18 protein-coding genes are annotated in these 17638 nt (G+C 34.5%); all 18 read left to right on the top strand.

What is annotated here, in order from left to right; genetic code table 11:
- Positions 1–4: 4 nt before the first annotated feature.
- Complete coding sequence (locus BUR19_RS04190; protein WP_074233655.1) at positions 5–1150, top strand: hypothetical protein; 1146 nt, start codon at positions 5–7, stop codon at positions 1148–1150.
- Between the two features lie 124 nt (positions 1151–1274).
- Complete coding sequence (locus BUR19_RS04195; RefSeq protein ID WP_074233656.1) at positions 1275–1937, top strand: hypothetical protein; 663 nt, start codon at positions 1275–1277, stop codon at positions 1935–1937.
- An 83-nt stretch (positions 1938–2020) separates the two neighbouring features.
- On the top strand, positions 2021–4006 hold the full coding sequence (locus BUR19_RS04200) for a tetratricopeptide repeat protein (RefSeq protein ID WP_074233657.1): 1986 nt from the start codon (positions 2021–2023) through the stop codon (positions 4004–4006).
- Positions 4007–4552: 546 nt separating this feature from the next.
- Positions 4553–5650 carry a hypothetical protein gene (locus BUR19_RS04205; RefSeq protein ID WP_074233658.1) on the top strand — a complete coding sequence of 366 codons (1098 nt, stop codon included), beginning with the start codon at positions 4553–4555 and terminating at the stop codon, positions 5648–5650.
- Between the two features lie 22 nt (positions 5651–5672).
- A complete protein-coding gene (locus BUR19_RS04210; protein ID WP_074233659.1) occupies positions 5673–5996 on the top strand; it encodes a bacteriophage spanin2 family protein in 324 nt (107 codons plus the stop codon).
- A complete protein-coding gene (locus BUR19_RS04215; RefSeq protein WP_074233660.1) occupies positions 5996–6361 on the top strand; it encodes a hypothetical protein in 366 nt (121 codons plus the stop codon). Before BUR19_RS04210 ends, BUR19_RS04215 begins: the two co-directional genes overlap by 1 nt.
- Positions 6358–7815 (top strand): relaxase/mobilization nuclease domain-containing protein, encoded by a 1458-nt coding sequence (locus BUR19_RS04220; RefSeq protein ID WP_074233661.1) that lies wholly within the window; start codon positions 6358–6360, stop codon positions 7813–7815. The genes BUR19_RS04215 and BUR19_RS04220 overlap by 4 nt, the downstream gene beginning before the upstream one ends.
- A 42-nt stretch (positions 7816–7857) precedes the next feature.
- Positions 7858–8508: a ParA family protein gene (locus BUR19_RS04225; protein ID WP_074233662.1), complete on the top strand. Its 651-nt coding sequence runs from the start codon at positions 7858–7860 to the stop codon at positions 8506–8508.
- 27 nt (positions 8509–8535) lie between these two features.
- Complete coding sequence (locus BUR19_RS04230) at positions 8536–9084, top strand: NOC3 family protein (RefSeq protein WP_074233663.1); 549 nt, start codon at positions 8536–8538, stop codon at positions 9082–9084.
- Between the two features lie 119 nt (positions 9085–9203).
- Positions 9204–9524 carry a DUF4134 domain-containing protein gene (locus BUR19_RS04235; RefSeq protein ID WP_083600635.1) on the top strand — a complete coding sequence of 107 codons (321 nt, stop codon included), beginning with the start codon at positions 9204–9206 and terminating at the stop codon, positions 9522–9524.
- 1 nt (position 9525) lies between these two features.
- A complete protein-coding gene (locus BUR19_RS04240) occupies positions 9526–9840 on the top strand; it encodes a DUF4133 domain-containing protein (RefSeq protein WP_074233664.1) in 315 nt (104 codons plus the stop codon).
- Entirely contained in the window at positions 9812–12883 is a 3072-nt protein-coding gene (locus BUR19_RS04245; protein WP_175565865.1) for a TraG family conjugative transposon ATPase, read from the top strand. The genes BUR19_RS04240 and BUR19_RS04245 overlap by 29 nt, the downstream gene beginning before the upstream one ends.
- The gene (locus tag BUR19_RS04250; RefSeq protein ID WP_074233665.1) at positions 12870–13523 is read left to right on the top strand and encodes a hypothetical protein; all 654 of its coding nucleotides are present in this window, start codon (positions 12870–12872) and stop codon (positions 13521–13523) included. Before BUR19_RS04245 ends, BUR19_RS04250 begins: the two co-directional genes overlap by 14 nt.
- A 10-nt stretch (positions 13524–13533) precedes the next feature.
- Complete coding sequence (locus BUR19_RS04255; RefSeq protein WP_074233666.1) at positions 13534–14214, top strand: hypothetical protein; 681 nt, start codon at positions 13534–13536, stop codon at positions 14212–14214.
- Position 14215: 1 nt separating this feature from the next.
- On the top strand, positions 14216–14929 hold the full coding sequence (locus BUR19_RS04260; protein WP_245799017.1) for a hypothetical protein: 714 nt from the start codon (positions 14216–14218) through the stop codon (positions 14927–14929).
- Positions 14871–15764, top strand: coding sequence for a hypothetical protein (locus tag BUR19_RS04265; protein WP_245799018.1), 894 nt, complete (start codon positions 14871–14873; stop codon positions 15762–15764). The genes BUR19_RS04260 and BUR19_RS04265 overlap by 59 nt, the downstream gene beginning before the upstream one ends.
- Before the next feature lies 1 nt (position 15765).
- Complete coding sequence (locus BUR19_RS04270; RefSeq protein ID WP_074233668.1) at positions 15766–17001, top strand: hypothetical protein; 1236 nt, start codon at positions 15766–15768, stop codon at positions 16999–17001.
- Between the two features lie 22 nt (positions 17002–17023).
- Positions 17024–17638, top strand: a complete 615-nt coding sequence (traK, locus tag BUR19_RS04275) for a conjugative transposon protein TraK (RefSeq protein ID WP_074233669.1) — start codon at positions 17024–17026, stop codon at positions 17636–17638.

Genomic DNA, 17638 nt, shown 5'->3' on the forward strand with positions numbered 1-17638 from the left:
AGAAATGACAATATTTTTCTCGTGGCAATCGGATTTGAATTTAAAAAACAACAAAAACTTCATTGAAGGTTGCATAAAGACGGCACTTGGCGAATTCAATAATGAAAATAAGGTACTAGTTGATTTCACTTTGGACAAGGATACTTCTGGAGAACCTGGCAATCCAGAAATAATTAATACCATCTTGAATAAGATTGACAATTCAAGAATGTTCATTTGTGACCTATCAATAATTAACTCAGATTACTATGGTCGTAAAACGCCTAATCCCAACGTAATATTTGAACTCGGCTATGCCATTAAATCATTAGGCTGGGAAAAAATTGTATGCATTTTTAATCAAGAATTCGGATTGGCTGAAGATTTACCGTTTGATATTAAACACAGGCGCCTCATAGGATACAATCTCAACTCGAAGGACAAGCAAGTTGAAAAGAAGAAAATAGTAGCAGCTATAAAAGCAAACTTAACCATTTTAAGAGACCGAGGTTTACTTCACGATGAGTTGGAAGACTATTTCAAAAGAGACATAGATACTGAATTTTTAACTATTACAAATCATTTTAGGAAAATAGTTTTGAATACTTCAAGTAGCAATCTTTTATCGGATACAGGGTTGGTCTTAAGTCTATCAGAAGAGGTGCTGAAATGCAATATAGCAAACAGAAACATACTTGGATTTCATCTATTCAAAAATTTTGAATTGAACGCACAGTCACTCAAGAAGCAAATTGATAATATCATTTCTGTTTCCAATTTTAAAAAGGAAAAGATAGTCACGCTTGTAAAGTTTAAAGAATGGTTAGATTGGTATAACGCATTTACAAACGGAAGAAATTGTTATGATCTATTTATCAAGGGCAATGAAGCAGTTGGATTTAAAATAATCTCTTCCAATAATCCTGAGTTACCTGACAGGATGATGTTGGGCAAACTGCTGCCCAACGATAAATTGATGGTGGCTGACTTTGGTGATATCAAACTAAAAGAGAGAATTCAACATTCAACCCATTTGCATCAGGTTAATCAAAAATATATAGATAACTATTCAAAACTATTATTTGGTTTCATTGAAATAACAAATGAATGGCTTGACAAAACAGGAGGTGAATTTATTGTGGATACATTTAATAAATTTGAGATGAAATAATCTGGGTATAATCCGGATACAGCACTAGCGGAGCGAAATTGCATAGTTTAATATTCGTTCTTCGTTTGCTTCATCTTTGCAGTACGATCCGTTAGCTACAGATAAAACTTAATCTTAAAAAACGATGATAGAAAAAACTATAACTAGAATTATTAAAGTTGGAAAATTTGAACACATTTATTCACTGTACGAAGATGGTTTAGTATATTGTAATCCAATGGAATTTTTTAAAATTTGTGAAAAGGAAGATGCCCGATTCGATAAATCTGAAGGTGCAACAAATATTACGCAAGTTTCTAAAATTATCTTGCAAGCAAATAATGGTCAAGAATTCAATTTTTCTAAAGAGCCAAAGGAGGGGGAAATAAAATTAAAATCGGCTTTTAAATATGATCATATACATGATTTCAATGGAAATTTGTTTTGTTGTACTGCAGTCTATCAACATAATACAAAAGATTTTATTGTATTTGATGAAAGATTTGCTGAATTTGGAGATACAATCTTGTTAATCGAAAAACCAATGAAATTTGTTCTCGCCGTACAAGATTGTCTGAAGGGTATGAACCTAAGTTATAAAATGGATATAGTAAAATATTATGATAAGAAAAGCCATGATGGAAAACTTGATTTTTTTTCAAAACCTGATGAGTATTCATTTCAAAATGAATTAAGATTATTTATCCAAAATGATCATAATGAGCCTATCACATTACAACTTCCACCATTAAAGGAGTATAGTTCACTTTTCAAACTAGAGGATATTTTGTTATTAAATAAAAAATAATAAATTAAACTGTGATTTCACTCGATGAAAAAGACTGAATGAAATTTAAGCTCATCATTAATTGAGTAAATAACTTCACGCCCATGAACAAACCTAACAGACATAAGAATCACATATTAGAAACAGAATCCAATAAGTTTTATAGCAATTGTTTGCCAAACGAATGGTTTGCAGATAAGCCAGACCATGATTATGGAATAGACTATATAACGCACATATCTGTAAATGGGCAAGTGACAGGATTAAATTTTTCTGTGCAACTAAAAAGCAAAGAGAAAGAGTCTAACAAACAACATGTTTCAATATCTATTAAACAGTCTACATTAGGGTTGTTCAATACAAAGCTTGAACCTGTTTTGCTGGTTGCATATGTGCAGGAGGACAAGGAAGCTTATTGGTACTGGTACAACGACCTAAATCTCGACCTAACTAAAATACAAAAAATGGTTAGGATAAATATTCCAAGGGCTAATAAATTAAGTCAGATTGATTGGAATGTTGTCACAAAATATGTTCAAGATATTTTTAGCATAAAAACATTAATTGATGGTATAAGGGCATTAGAATATACAGAATTGTCAAATACAGAGGTTTTAGCTTGGCGAAATTATTATGCTGGTAAATACGAGGACGCTTCTTTCTATTTTAAAAGCCTGTTAAAGGAAAAACAGAAAAATCAGGTAGTAATACTTGAAGGTTTGGCACATAGTCAATATATGTCCTTTAATTACAAGGATGCATTACAAACGATAAATAAATGTATTGAAAATGCAGGTACAGAAAATCATTATTTAACCAAAGCTTGTATTCTGGCAGAAGACGGTGTTGTAACAAGAAGCAAAGGCAAGCTCATTGAAGCAAAAAATATTTTTTATCAGTATCTTTTAGAGGGGAATGATAACGAAATCGGACATTATAATTTCGCCAATACTTTAAAAAGTCTGGGTGATTTGGAAGAAGCTGTTAAACAATATAAGCTATGCTTACAGATAAACCCAAATAATGCCCAAGCATGGAAAAATTTAGGTTCAATATACTATGACTTACATAACCATGAGGAAGAAATTGTTTGTTATGATAAAGCTTTAAAAATTAATCCCAATCTTCCACAGGCATTATTTAGTAAAGGTGTAACACTCTCTCATATTTATAAAAAACATACAGAGGGGTTATCCCTTATGCTAAAATCAAATGAGTATGAAGAAGAAATGATGAATGGATTTCCGATTGGATATTTTTGGATTGCATATACTTATGAGAAACTTGATAAGATTGATGAATCATTACGCTATATTGATAAAGGCTTAAGTATTGATCCCGAAAATTTATTTATGCTTGACTTTAAAACTAATTTATTAGCTTTTAATTTCGACAAAAATGATAAATTAAAGAATATTGCTACTGCATTTTTTGAATATCGACTTGAATTAGATAATCATTTCAAAAGCTTATACTATTTTATTAAAGCCAAAGAAATTCATGACGAAAACACAATTCTTGAATTGCTTAAAAAATATACTGCAATAGTCAAATTTGCTGATTTAGGTACATTTACAAAATGTGAGTTAAAATTACCGGACTTATTAAAATTTCTATTACACTATGATAAATACTTAACCCTTCGGCAAACTTATCCATTAAGTAGGTATCTGAATCATCTTATATCCTCAAATCACTCAATATCATCAGAGTTTTATGAGATAATGGATTTGATTTTTGCAAAAAGTTTCAGTGATGCCATTGAAGAATACTATAAGGCTGGAAATATGAAGCTAATTGGCGAAGCGATACTTAACGGTCTTTCCGTTTTGCCTAACGCTATTTTTGAATTGATTCCCAATGAAGAATATACTCAAGATGAAGCAGTAGCAATAATGGCGCATACTTATTTAGAATATCCGAATATAGCTGTTCGCGAATTTGGTATTCAAATCGGATTAATTACGGGGAATTTTGGACTTGAAAAAGTAGACCCTGCAGATATATTGTCTGATTCTTGGTATGAAGAGTTTAGAGAAAATACTTTAATATACATAAACCGAAAACTCAAACTTTTAAATGAGGAATAATATGTTAGGTCAAAAGAAAATCAACCCAATCATCAATTATCACTTCCGCATTCGGGAAATGCTAATTGTTTGATTTGTAGTAATTTAAAAGGATGTAGGTGTACAAAAGTAGTACAAATGTATTTTTAAATTTATTTTAAAATGTTTTAAAATGCTGGTTTACAAGTGTTTAATCTGACGAGATTCGAGCGGAAAAGTAGAAAAAAAAGATGTTGCAGCATTTTAATCTTGTACCACTTTTGTACACCTTGTATGGTATAAACCACCATCAATAAAGACTTCTATAGATACTGTATCGTTATATACTTCGAATTTTGATATCTAATCATTTTTTTCCTTTTATACAAAAGAAAAACAACTGCGGAACTTGTTTTTTTGATTATTCAACTAATGAGTATTTCTAAATTATGCGAATTTAACTTTTTTTAATCTTCCCAAATTTCATAAGATTCGTAATAGGTCTGTTTTATTCCAAAGCCTTTAAATACTATTGTTTTGTAGGTTTTTTACACTCAATTTTGTCTCAGAAATTTTAATCAAACACTGATGAAAAAATTAAGTTATTTTTTATTGATCTTGTCAATAACTTTGATTCATGGTCAAGTAGGAATTAATACTGACACTCCTCAAGCGACTCTCGAAGTTGTTGGAAAACCAAACGATGTCAATCATTATGATGGGATAATACCTCCAAGAATTTCAGGCGACCTACTTTCTGCCAAAACTTACACTTTATCAAAGAAAGGTTGTTTTGTGTATGTGACCGAGCCTTTTGATGCAATTACTAGTAATCCTCAGACTGCATTACTCACGGAACAAGGATACTACTTTTTTGATGGTGATATATGGAGATCTTTTACTCAAGACGGTGACCTAAATTCAGTAGCTCTTCGTGGAAATTCTTCAACTGTTGAACTCGTTGTTAAAAATAGTTTGCATCTAGATTTTGACAAGAAGGAAAATTATGTTCTTGGAAATTCCAGAAGTCCAATATCAGGAGAATACAATTCTATTGTTGCTTCAGATTCTAATATTACTTCAGGAAAAGGAAACTCTGCAAGTGCTTATGCAATGTCTCAGGGAACTGTTATAGGCAAACTGAATTATGCGGCTGGCGTTTCTGCATTAAATGGAATCGTAAACGGAACCATATCAGGTAGTAGAAATATTGGAATTGGTGCAGGCGCAATGTCATATATCACTTCAGGTAATGATAATATCTCAATTGGTTACTTATCTGGTACAGGTAATCGAACAGGTTCTAATAATATTTTTATTGGAATTGGTGCCGGAGGTCCGGCTACAGGAAATAGAAGCGTCAGTAATAAACTAGCAATACATTCAACCCCCGTTACAACAAGTTCAACCAACTTTTGGGATAGTATCACAAATAATTATACGGATTACAAATTTGCATTGATTTCGGGGGATTTTTCTGAACGATGGCTTAATATCAACGGGAAATTAAGTGTTACGCCTTCTCAAATGCCAAATGCTGACGGTGATTCATCTTATAATAAAAAAGTGGTTGCGAAGGATGATGGTTCTTTTGGCTTTGCTAGTGAAACTGTACCGCCACCTCCAGCTACGGGAACATACATTTTGAAAAGTGTAAATGGAGTGACAAGCTGGGTTAACAATTGAAGCTTTGATAAAGAATCTAACGATGAAAAAAACGTATTTAATTTTCAGTGTATTGCTGATAATCTTATTAAATTCTTGCAAATCAATAATTGCTAATCCAGGAAAAGCTTTAGATGATAATTTTTTAGAAATTGGAAAGAGATATGAAATTCAAGATTATGAGGCTAAAGTTCATCAATTTAAAATTACTTCAGTTGACAGCATTAATGTTTATGGTGTTTCAAAAAAAGGTAAATGCATAGTTATCAATAAAAAGCAGATTAGAGAAGTAAAAAAGTTAAAAGTCGGAACTTCCATTATTGTAAGTATTTCAGCAATTGCTGCTTTAATCTTTATTCCTATTTGATGGAAAAAAAAGATTCGGCTAAAGAAGATTTTATTGTTATCAGAATTCAAAAAAGTAGAAAAGACGAATGGAAGCGTAAATGTTTGGAAAAGAAGATTTCTCTAAGCAGTTTAATTGTTAATTCAGTTGAAAATAGATTGCAGGACAACGAGAGGCGTGAAATTCTTGAATTTATAGAAAAGCAAGATAATATTTTTATCAAAATTGAAACGAATATTAATCAAGTAGCCAAGATAGCTAATAATCAAAAATTTATTAGGGCAAATGAGTTACAGAGATTTTCAGAGTTACTCGTAGAAGTGGTTTCTCTAAAGCAGAAACAGAACAAAATACTTGAAAGGATCTATTCGCTACTTTCTAAATGATTGTCAAAATAATGAGACCGGCAGGTTTCGATTTTCCGGGAGTCAAGTACAACGATAAAAAAATAGACAAGGGAAAGGGTGAGCTAATGATGATGAAAAACTTTCCTTCCTTTATCAATGAAAGCAGTGGTAAAGAACAAGTAAGAGACTACTTAAAAGCTATTTCAATCGGAAATAAGAAAGTTCTGAAGCCACAGTTTCACGCAACGATCTCAACAAATTTCAGGGAACATTCCAAAGAAGAACTTGCCAAGATTGCTGAAGATTTTATGGATGAGATGGGATATGGGAAACAACCATTTGTTACGGTTTTCCACAATGATACCGAGAATAATCACATCCATATTGTTACGACCCGTGTAGATAAGCATACGGGAAAGAAGATCAATGACAGCTATGAAAAATTGAAGGCTCAAAAAGCTTTGTCTGTTACTCTGGAAAAACTTTACGGTATAAAATCAGAGGAAGTATTGAACAAGTTGCTGAACTACAAAATTAGCTCTCTCCCTCAGTTTGAAACTTTACTTAACAGAAATGGCTACAAATTGGGCAAAAACACAAATGATGAAAAATTTTTAACCATTTTGAAAAACGGCGTAATTCAGCGAACATTATCAGGAGACCAGCTTGTTTATGATAACAGAAAGAATGAAAGAAGAACAAAACAACTGAAAGCCATTTTTTCCAAGTATAAAGATATTTACTCCAACAAAGTTTTCAAAGTCGAGGATTTTAGAAAACAGGAAGCGATGCTTCCAAAAGAAAAACAAAAAGCTGATTGGACGCCGAAAATTGAATTTGAAAGTGAATTTCAGAAAAAGCTAAGAGATGTTTTTGGGGTTGACATCGTTTTCCACCATAAAGATGATTTTCAACCTTTTGGCTATACTGTGATTGATCATAAAACGGGTGCTGTTTTCAAAGGAAGTGAAGTGATAAAAATGAATGAGTTGTTTGAGTTCACTTCGGAGAAAATGGACAAGAGACTATTTGAAAGTCTTAAGGATTATAATATTCCAAATGATGAAACTAAAGCAGTACTGCAAAGGTTTTTGAAAGATGCAAATCCAAAAAATGAAATACAAGACTTTATGCTTTTTGGGAATAAAAAGCTGAATAATAAGGAAACATTCAAAGCTATCAGAAGCGACGTAAAAGAATACCTCAAAAGCCAAAATAAAGAAGATGTCAACATTGTAAAATCAGAAGATGGAAAACATTACGTCATTCATTCGAGACTTCATTACATCGGGGAACTGCAATCTATGATTGGACAAAAGCAATATCAGGAATTCCTAAACCCTCAATTAGAAACTACTAAAGAAAATAAAGAAGGGAATGAATTGAAAAAAGCCATCAATGAGATGTTTTTTAAACTGATGAAAAGCTCAGGCAATTCCAAAGACCCGGCAGAAAATGAATTGAAGAAGAGGAGGAAAAAGAAAGGTCGATAAGATCGCTTCTATTATTCAAAAATCTGTAATCAATGTAAAATTATGATAATCACATTTGCAACTCAAAAAGGAGGAACAGGTAAAACAACATTGGCTATAGCTTTTGCCAATTATGTTTCTGCCCACTCTAAAAGAAAGATCAATGTATTCGATTTCGATTTTCAAAAGTCGTTTTACCACAAGTGGAAAGAAGATGAGTTACTTGATACTCCTAAACTATATGATGTTGAAATCATTGATGAAGAGAATGAGCAACCGTTCTCAGATTTTGATAGTTTGATTGCATTGAAAGAAAGTGAAGAGATCAACATATTTGACCTTGCAGGCACATTGGATGTAAAGTATAGTGACCTGCTTATTTACAGTGATTTCATTGTTATTCCCTTTGAATATTCCAATGTCTCAGCAAAATCAAGTTTGGTCTTCATTAATTTTTTGGGACTGTTGGAAAGTCAGGCAGAAAGGGTATTCATACGCTCTCGATATGATAAAGGCTATGTATACCAGAATCAGGAAGGAATGGATGCCGAAATCAGCAGGTATGGACTGCTATTGAAGAATCCTGTATTCAAAAGAAATTGTCTGCAAATTCTTGATACCAGGAAATTAACTAATCAACAGAAATATGCTGTAGAGAAATCATTCAACGAATTAATTGACCACATTAACAGTTGCCTTGAAATTACATTATAACCGATCACTATAAACTCATTACAAAATATGATTAAAATAATTACCTCTATCATAGCCATTTATCTGCTTTATTATGCAGGCAATATTGTGTATGATCTTTTTTTGAAAAAAGACAGTTCAAGAAAAGCAGATGAAACTGAAGAGTATTCTTTAACGGAATTTTCAGAAGAGAACAAAAACGAAGTACATAGAATAGAGATCGATGATGTAGAAAATATCAATACTCCTAATTCTTTTAACAAGAAAGAGCTATTTCCGGCTAATGAGGAAGAGCAACAAGATGAAAGCCGTGACCTTGATCACATTCGAAAGAAGTATGAGTCTGAGCAGGATATTGATGATTTATACAACGTTCCCGAAAAACACGAAAGGCCAAATGATAAAGAACAAAAGGAAACTGTTTCACTTGATTCCCAACCGGAAAACATTATTCAAGAGCAAGAAAAAAAAGAGATTCCATCTCCAAACCTCGACGCCTTACATAAACAATTTAAAGACTTCCTAAATCTCGCCGAGACCAATGTTCAGGTTATTCTAAACCAAGATGGACATAAGGTCTATCAATCAATGATGTAAGAGGTTAATCCACACTTTTCACTACTGAAATGATCCGCCTATAAAAGGCGGATAGCACACCCCTTATGCCTAATTCTAAGCTAAATAAACACAATTCTAAACATAAATTCTTAATCATTATGAACTACAAATCGAAACATTGCAAGTTGTTTAAAAAGTTATTGACTGCTTGTGTAATTCTCCTTGTTGTAACCCCTGCATTTGCACAGGGTGGTGCAACAGCAATTTCCAATGCAGCCAATGACATCAAAGATTATTGGGATCCGATCAAGCTTATCCTCAAAGCTGTCGGAGGATTGGTCGGTTTCATCGGCGGTCTGCGAGTGTACAACAAATGGACGAATGGCGATCAGGATGTCAACAAGGAAATCTTGGGCTACGGAGGTGCGATGATCTTCTTATTGGTAGTTCCGGAATTCGTAACAGCATTCTTTGCTTAATATGGGGTTCTATCTCTACAAGGGGCTTAAGAAACCCCTTGTATTCTTCGGACTCAAAGGCAAATACATCTTTTACGCAGTAGGCGTCATTGGAGTCGGTGTCATCGCAGCACTTATATTATCCAAATTCGGATTGCTGGGTTCTCTTTTAGGACTCGCAGTTACAGGAGGAGGGGTCTATTTTATATTCAAAAGACAGGATAAATACGGTTTGTATGCTAAGACCAAAAACTTCGATCAGGTTTTGATTTTTCCAAAAAAAATAAACAATAAAACACTTTTAGGTTATGTCCAAAATAAAGAAACAAGCATTTGACATTCCTTTTATCGGTTTTGATATGGGAAAAGATTTCGGGTGGGACTTTGATGTTCTGTTTGGGCAGTACGGAAATCCAATCATCGGAATCAAAATAAAAAATCCTGTTGAGCAGTATTCGGCTGATCCTGACAATTACCTGAATTTCCATACGGTTTTAAATCAGACAGTATCTATTATAGGAGAGGGCAGAATCGTTCAGAAACTAGATTTCTTTTCCAAGAAAAAATACACTGCTGAAGAGTCAAGCCAATTTCTACAGCAGAAATACTCAGAACATTTTGAAGGGCGACTTTTTAAAACCATTGAGACTGTACTTCTCTTCACGGATATTGTGGATGATAAGCTGAAAAAGAAAATGAAGCACTACCATTTCTCTGACAAGAGCTATAAAGAGCTTCGTGATAAATGCCAAAAGGTATTTATGCTTTTAAAACAAAATGACTGTGAACCACAATTTTTATTTGAAAAGGATTTTGAACATTACATTTCCGGTGTATTGTCGATGCATTTTTCAGATGTTCCCGCTTTTGATAATATTAAATCAACCAATGAATATCTGCAGATAGGAAATAAATTCGTCAAAAATATTTCTTACGTAGATGTTGAAAACATTGATCTTCCTTCTGAAATAGAGCCTTATTCCATACTTGGAGGAAATGGTGCAGCGTCAGAAACGGCTGTTGATAATTTTACATTCATCAATGAATTGGAGGATTATGAAACCATCATTTATAATCAGGTGATTACGATTCCCCTTCAGGCACAGCAACAAAGAGAACTCGACAAAAAAAAGAAAAAGCACGAAGGTGCAGCCAATAATTCTCCATCCAATGCCATTATAGCGGAAGAAATTCAAACACTTCTGCATAACATCGCTATCGATGGGCAATTGGTTGTCAACGCTCATTTTTCGCTGTTATTTTCAACCGACACTCTGGAAAAAATGGAAGGAACTCAGTCTCTGATGGAAAACAAACTATTCACGAAAGGCATAATCGTTTCCAAGAATGCTTATAATCAACTGGAACTCTTCCGGTCTGCCATTCCCGGCAATGCCACGGAACTCAGGGAATACGATCTATTTATGACGACAAGCGAAGCGGCCTTGTGTTTTTTTTTTAAAGAGAGTTACCCCGTGAACGAAGAATCTAATTTCTATCTGAGGTTTACGGACAGGCAAGGTGTTCCATTGAAAGTGGATCCTGCTGATCTGCCTATGAAAATAGGACGGATCAATAACCGAAATAAGTTTGTACTCGGACCCAGTGGATCAGGTAAGAGTTTTCTAATGAATAATATCATTGAGCAATATCTTACCTACAACTATGATGTTGTTATCGTCGATACCGGTGATTCCTATTCAGGAACCTGTAAGTACAAAGGTGGTAGATATATTCAATACACTGAAGAAAAGCCAATCACAATGAATCCTTTCCTGATGGATAAGAAAGAGTTCAATATCGAAAAGATCGAGTTTTTGACCAATTTGATCTTCCTTATCTGGCAAGGCCCTGATGCTTCGATGTCATCTGCCCAGAAATCAATATTGGATAATGTGCTAATGTCCTATTATCATCAATATTTCAATTCGGGAACTGAATGGTATGAGAATAAAACTTCAGAAGAATTAATTCTTTATTTGAATAAATATAACGTTCACGAAGAAGATATTTATGCTCAGTATGAGAATGAAGTTAATGAACAGCGGACTTATTACGATGTTTTAGGAATTACTTTCAATGCAAGTTCTGAAGAGATCAAGGAAGCCGGAAGGAAACTATTGAAGTTCTATCATCCTGATAAGAACATTAATAATCCTGATTATGACAATGAAAAATTCTATACAGTTTATGAAGCTTATGAAACGTTGGGTGATGAAGAGAGAAGAAGGATTTATAATGAAACTCAATTGATTCTTATCAAATCCAATGAAATCATTAAACAGGATAAAACAGAAGAAAACTGGAACGAATCGTTTAGAAAAACTATCATCAGAAAAATCAAAGAACTGGAAGAAAGGCTTGATGCAAAAGAACTCTCATTTAATGGTTTCTATGATTACTGTGACAAATTTCTTCCTCTTTATCTGAATAATAAGAAACACAGGATCACAGAAAGAGAATTCAACCTGCGAACTTTTCTATTTGTTCTAAGGGATTTTTATAAAGGTGGACGATATGGAACAACACTCAACGAATCTGCTGATAACACTTTGTTTGATGAATCATTTATCGTGTTTGAGATTGACAACGTAAAGGATAATCCCAAACTTTTTCCCATTGTGACACTCATCATTATGGACACATTCATTCAGAAAATGCGACTCAGAAAAGACCGAAGGAAAGCTCTGATTATCGAAGAAGCGTGGAAAGCAATCGCAAGTAAACTGATGGGTGGATATATTTTGTATCTCTACAAAACGGTTAGGAAATTTTGGGGAGAAGCAGTGGTGGTAACACAGGAGCTGGACGACATCATTGGAAATGCAGTTGTTAAAGACTCCATTATCAATAATTCGGATACTTTCATTCTTCTTGACCAGACCAAATTCAAGGACAATTTCGATAGGATAGCCGCATTACTTTCATTGAATAAAGTCGAGCAGAACAAAATATTCACGATCAACAACCTCAATAACAAATCCGGAAGAAGCAGGTTCAAGGAGTTTTATCTTAAGCGAGGTTCTAAAGGAGAAGTCTATGGTAATGAAGTTTCAATAGAACAGTACTTAACCTATACGACAGAGAAACCTGAAAAATCGGCAGTAGAGTATTATGTGCAGAAGTACGGAAGCTATGATGAAGCACTTATGAAAATTGTCTCTGATTTAAAAGTTTTTGGAGACAGCCTTGAAAATCTTGTTTCGCTGGTCAACCTGTATCAAAATCCTTTAGACCAAAAGATTGTGTCCTATTACCGCAGGATGAAAAATGAGAACAAAGGGAAAAATGTTTTCAAGGTCATTTCACAGAAACTTGAAGATCATCAAATCAGTTTTTCAGAATTAATCACTAAAAATTATCAGTATGAAAAAGTTTAGTCTTCTATTTCTAGGATTTGGTAGTCTTTTATATGCTCAGAACACCTACATCGATCCTACGGTAACGGCTGCAATGATTCTGTATTCAGAAAATCTGAAAGCCAAGCAGAACGAGGTCATCGAAGAAACATCAAAATTAAAGGATGCACAAACCTGGGTAGGAACTCAGATGGTAGCTGCCAATGATATTCAGAATAAAATATTGAAAGGCTTGAAGGAAGTTTCCGGAACACTACAAAATGGAATTCAGGTACAACAGATTTACACTGAGCTGAACAAATGCTATGATTATTCTGCTCAGGTTGTTCAATTGGCTTCCCAGCATCCTCAATATGCCATATTTGGAACTAAAGCTTCACAAAAAACCTATGAACAAAGTCTGAAAATAGTCACAGATATCACTGATATTTTGGCATCCGGAGAATTGAATCTGGCTACTGCAGGAGACCGATATAAAATCCTGCATAACATTTCGGGAAATGTAAAAAACCTAAAACTATGGCTTTTGGCAATAAAGCTAAGACTTGAAAAAGCCAACCGATTGGGATTCTGGAATTCCATCAATCCTTTAGCAGGCTACATCAATACCGATAAAGGTATTGTAGAAAATATAATGAACAAGTATAAGAGGAATTTTTAAAAATCAAGAGATGAAGAGGATTTATCTAATTCTGTCAATTCCTATTTATATCGTTATCACTTCTTCCGGTGGCGGTTCTACACCTGCGTGGCAACAGGAAAATGTTTCCTTTCCAATGATGGATTTAGAGATCAATGCCGCAATGAAAGAGCACGACCGACAAAAAGAAATGAGACAGAAGCAGACTGTAAATGCTTCGGTGGAAACTGTCAATCAATCACAATGGAAAGATTTCAAGGAAAAGATTACTAAAGTACAGGACAGGCTGCGCATTGTATCATTTGCTATTCAGGCAATACCGACAGGAATTGCTATGAGCAGAGAGATAACGAAGATTACGGATAATCAAACTGCGATTATTAATGAGATCAGTACTGCTCCCTATTCAATCATAACAGTTCTGCCATCACAAATACAGTTTGTAGATGACCTCCAAATGGTCACTCGGTTAATCGCAGGAATCATCCTGTCTTATGGAGCTATCAACCAGATGGAAAAATCGGAGCGTAAAATTTTGCTCGATTATGCATTGGGCGAAATCAAAGCAATCAGTAGAAATTCTACGCATATGCTTTTAAAAATAAAAGATATCAAGGCAAAGGTTTTACGAAACAAAAGAGCATTCCAGTATTATGTCAACAGAGATAAACAGGTTGTAGAAAGTATAATGAACAATATCAAATCCTTTTAAAATGAAATCGAAGATTCGCGAATTCAATAATGAAATAATAAAAGAAATGAGCAATAAAATATTAACCCTTGGAGTAGCGTTATTATCCGGCATTTTCGCAAAAAGCCAGCAGATTGTTATCAATGATAAACTGCTTTCACAGATCACACTCAATCATGGTGTTAGAATGGCAAGTGAACAGGCTTTTTTGGATTCCTATGAAAAACAAAAGGAGCTGTATGATGATATCAACAACAAGACAACTCAAGTTATTGCGATTCAGGAATACATCTACCAGCAGCTTAAAAATGTCAATTCAGCGCTCACACAAAGCAAAAAATTAGTCTATCTGTATCAGTATTTAGGAAAGATCGTGACGAATTCCAATAAGATGCTGGATCTGTCTACTCAACATCCTGAATATGCAGTATTGGTGTCAAAATACTACACCGAAATAGGCAAACAGGTCATTAAGCTACGGCAGGAAGTTACTCAGGATGTCTTGAACGAAGATAAAGATTTTCTGATGGATGCAATGGACAGAGAAATGCTCATTGAGAAAATATTTACGAGGGTAAGAAATATCAATGGTAATATCCTGTACATCATTTTAAGATTGGAAAATGCGAAGAAAATCCCATACCTGTTCCAAGTTCCTGTACTTAAAAATTACCTCAATGTTGACAAAGCCATTATCGGTGATATCATTCAAAAATACAAACACCTATTCGAGTAGACTTATGGAAAATCAATTCAAAAAAGCAAAACTTTTCCTCTTCTTCTTTGCTGTAGCAAATGTTTTTGGACAAGTCAGTGTAAAGAGATTGAACGACCCTGCAATTGTTGCGCAGCATAAAAGGATGACTTTTGAAAGCTGGGGAGACTGGCGACCCTATCCAAAATACTTTTTAGGTATTCAAACCAATTTTGCCTATGCAACGGTCTGGGGAATGTGGGCTCCTAAGATTAACAGGGATTATAAAGATGGTGATGATATAAGACCATTGAAACCAACAGGTGAACAGAATCTACGATTAGCCCAGTTAAAATTTCAGGAAGAAGAAGCGAAGAAAATCAAAGCTGCTTCCGATACGATTTATAAAAGAAGTGTTCAGGATCTTGCCCATTGGACTTCTGCAACTGTCGATGCTGACCCTCTCTGGCTTTTGTACTACAAGCGAATGCTGAAACCAATCACAGAATTTCCTGATACTCCACAGAATTTTATTGAATGGAGACTGAAAGATCAGCAGACCTATGAATCGCTCAATACAACTGGTACATTAAAGAGACTTCAGGAAGAACTGGATCTCATTAAAGATAAGTACTTAATGTCTCGCTCTATGGATATGCCAAGAGGAAAGCGGTTTGTAATGTATCACGAAACCCTTATCAAATGGAGAAAATTTGTTCAGGAATTAAGAAAGCATAATAAGAAAACGACTCTACTGCTAGATTATAAAAATATACTGAATAGCCATTTACCCACAGCTTTACCGACACAATGGACGCCTGCTTCAGATAAACAGATTGTCCAAAATATGATGCAGCAATACAAACACAAATACTAATATGAATAGAAAACTGACATACTTTTTTTGCCTGTTTGCAATAGGGTTGCCGATAATGGGCTTTGCTCAGACCGATAGTGATTACAGCAATCTGTTACAGTTTTTAAAAGGTGACGGTGCTTTTGAAAAATGGTTTATGGAAGTCTTCACTAAACTGGATAACAGTGTACAGGATAGTGCACAAGGTTCAGCATTAGTAGGAAGAGCAATAGGTGGTTTAGGAGCGTTGATGTATCTCGGCTATATGGGATGGCAAATGGCAGCCGGAGATCGGGAATGGGAAATTACACCGATGCTCAAACCTATTCTTATTGGATTTACACTCATTTATTGGATGGGATTTGTTAATCTTTTGCAAGCTCCGTTCGAAGCACTCGCAGAACCGGGAATTGCCATTTTTAGTGACATCGAATCTGAGGTCAATGATTTAAGAATTGAAAGGTTCAAAAAACAACAGAAATTGTTGGATGCTGTTATTAAAATCAATGCTGAAGAGGATGCCAAGCAGGAAGTAATCAATAATACCAGCAAGGATGCTGATGATTCGTGGTTTGATATCAGCGAGGGTATAGATAAATTGTTGCAACCTATTAAGGAATGGCAGATCAGAATGGAATTTCAATTACAAAAATTAGTGGCGGAAGTCATCGAATTTATTTGTCTTTCAATTCTAAGAATATGTGTCTACCTCATTTTCTTTATCCAAAAAATCTGGGCATATATATTAATCATTCTTGGACCAATTGCAGTTGGAATGTCACTGATTCCGGGATTTGAAAATTCTTTATACAGCTGGGTGTCAAAATTCATCAATATTAATCTCTACACTTTTGTTGCCTATACGATCATCAACATCGGACAACAACTGATTGCATCGGGCTATACGATGGAAATCGAAAGATATGATACGCTTTTAACCAACGGAACCATTACCGATTTAGATGCTTTGATGGTCTATGTTACAAACTCAGGAATGATTTATAATCAGCTCTTTACCTGCGTGGCTTATATCGTCACAGGAATCGGAGTTCTAATGACCCCAACTATTGCCGATACGATTGTAACCGCAGGTGGAGCAGGAGCGATGACCAAAATGAAAAGTGCAGCAGGCAGAATTGCGAGTGGAGCAAAAACAGCAGTTTTGGCAGTTAAGACTGGCGGAGCTTCCGCAGCGAAGTCTGCAGCGGCAGCTTCTGCATCAGGAAGGGTGAATGATGCAATGAAAAATAAAAAGTAGTCCAAGTAAAAATCTTTAAGAAATGCTTATAAAAAATATAGAACAGAGAATCAAGATCAATAAGGTAGTGTCATTGGGCGCTATTGCATTTGCTGTCTTCATCATCATTGCAGGTTTTTTTTTTTCTTATAAAATGATTCAGGATTCGAGAAAATCAATCTACATTTTGGACAATGGAGTTCCGGTTCTTGCCAAGCAGACCGATGTATTTCTGAACAGACCTGTGGAATATAAAGCACAGATCGAATTATTCCACAGACTCTTTTTTACGCTGGCTTCTGATGATTCTTATATCAAAGAGAATATCCAAAAGTCATTGTATCTCATTGATGACAGTGGGAAAAAGGAGTACACCAACCTAAGAGAAAAGGGATTTTATAATCAGATTGTTGCTTCCAGTTCAATGGTCACTATCCACACAGATTCCATTAGCCTGGATATGGAAAATAAGAAATTTCAATTTTTTGGAAAACAGATGATAACAAGAAAATCTTCTGTCATTACCCGAAAATTATTTACGGAAGGATTTTTTGATGACATCATTAGAAGCCCTAACAATCCTCACGGTGTACTTCTTAAAAACTGGCGAATCATTGATAACGAAGAATTGTCTAACCAAAATAAAAACTCTTACTAA

The organism is Epilithonimonas zeae, from assembly GCF_900141765.1.
Lineage (GTDB): Bacteria > Bacteroidota > Bacteroidia > Flavobacteriales > Weeksellaceae > Epilithonimonas > Epilithonimonas zeae.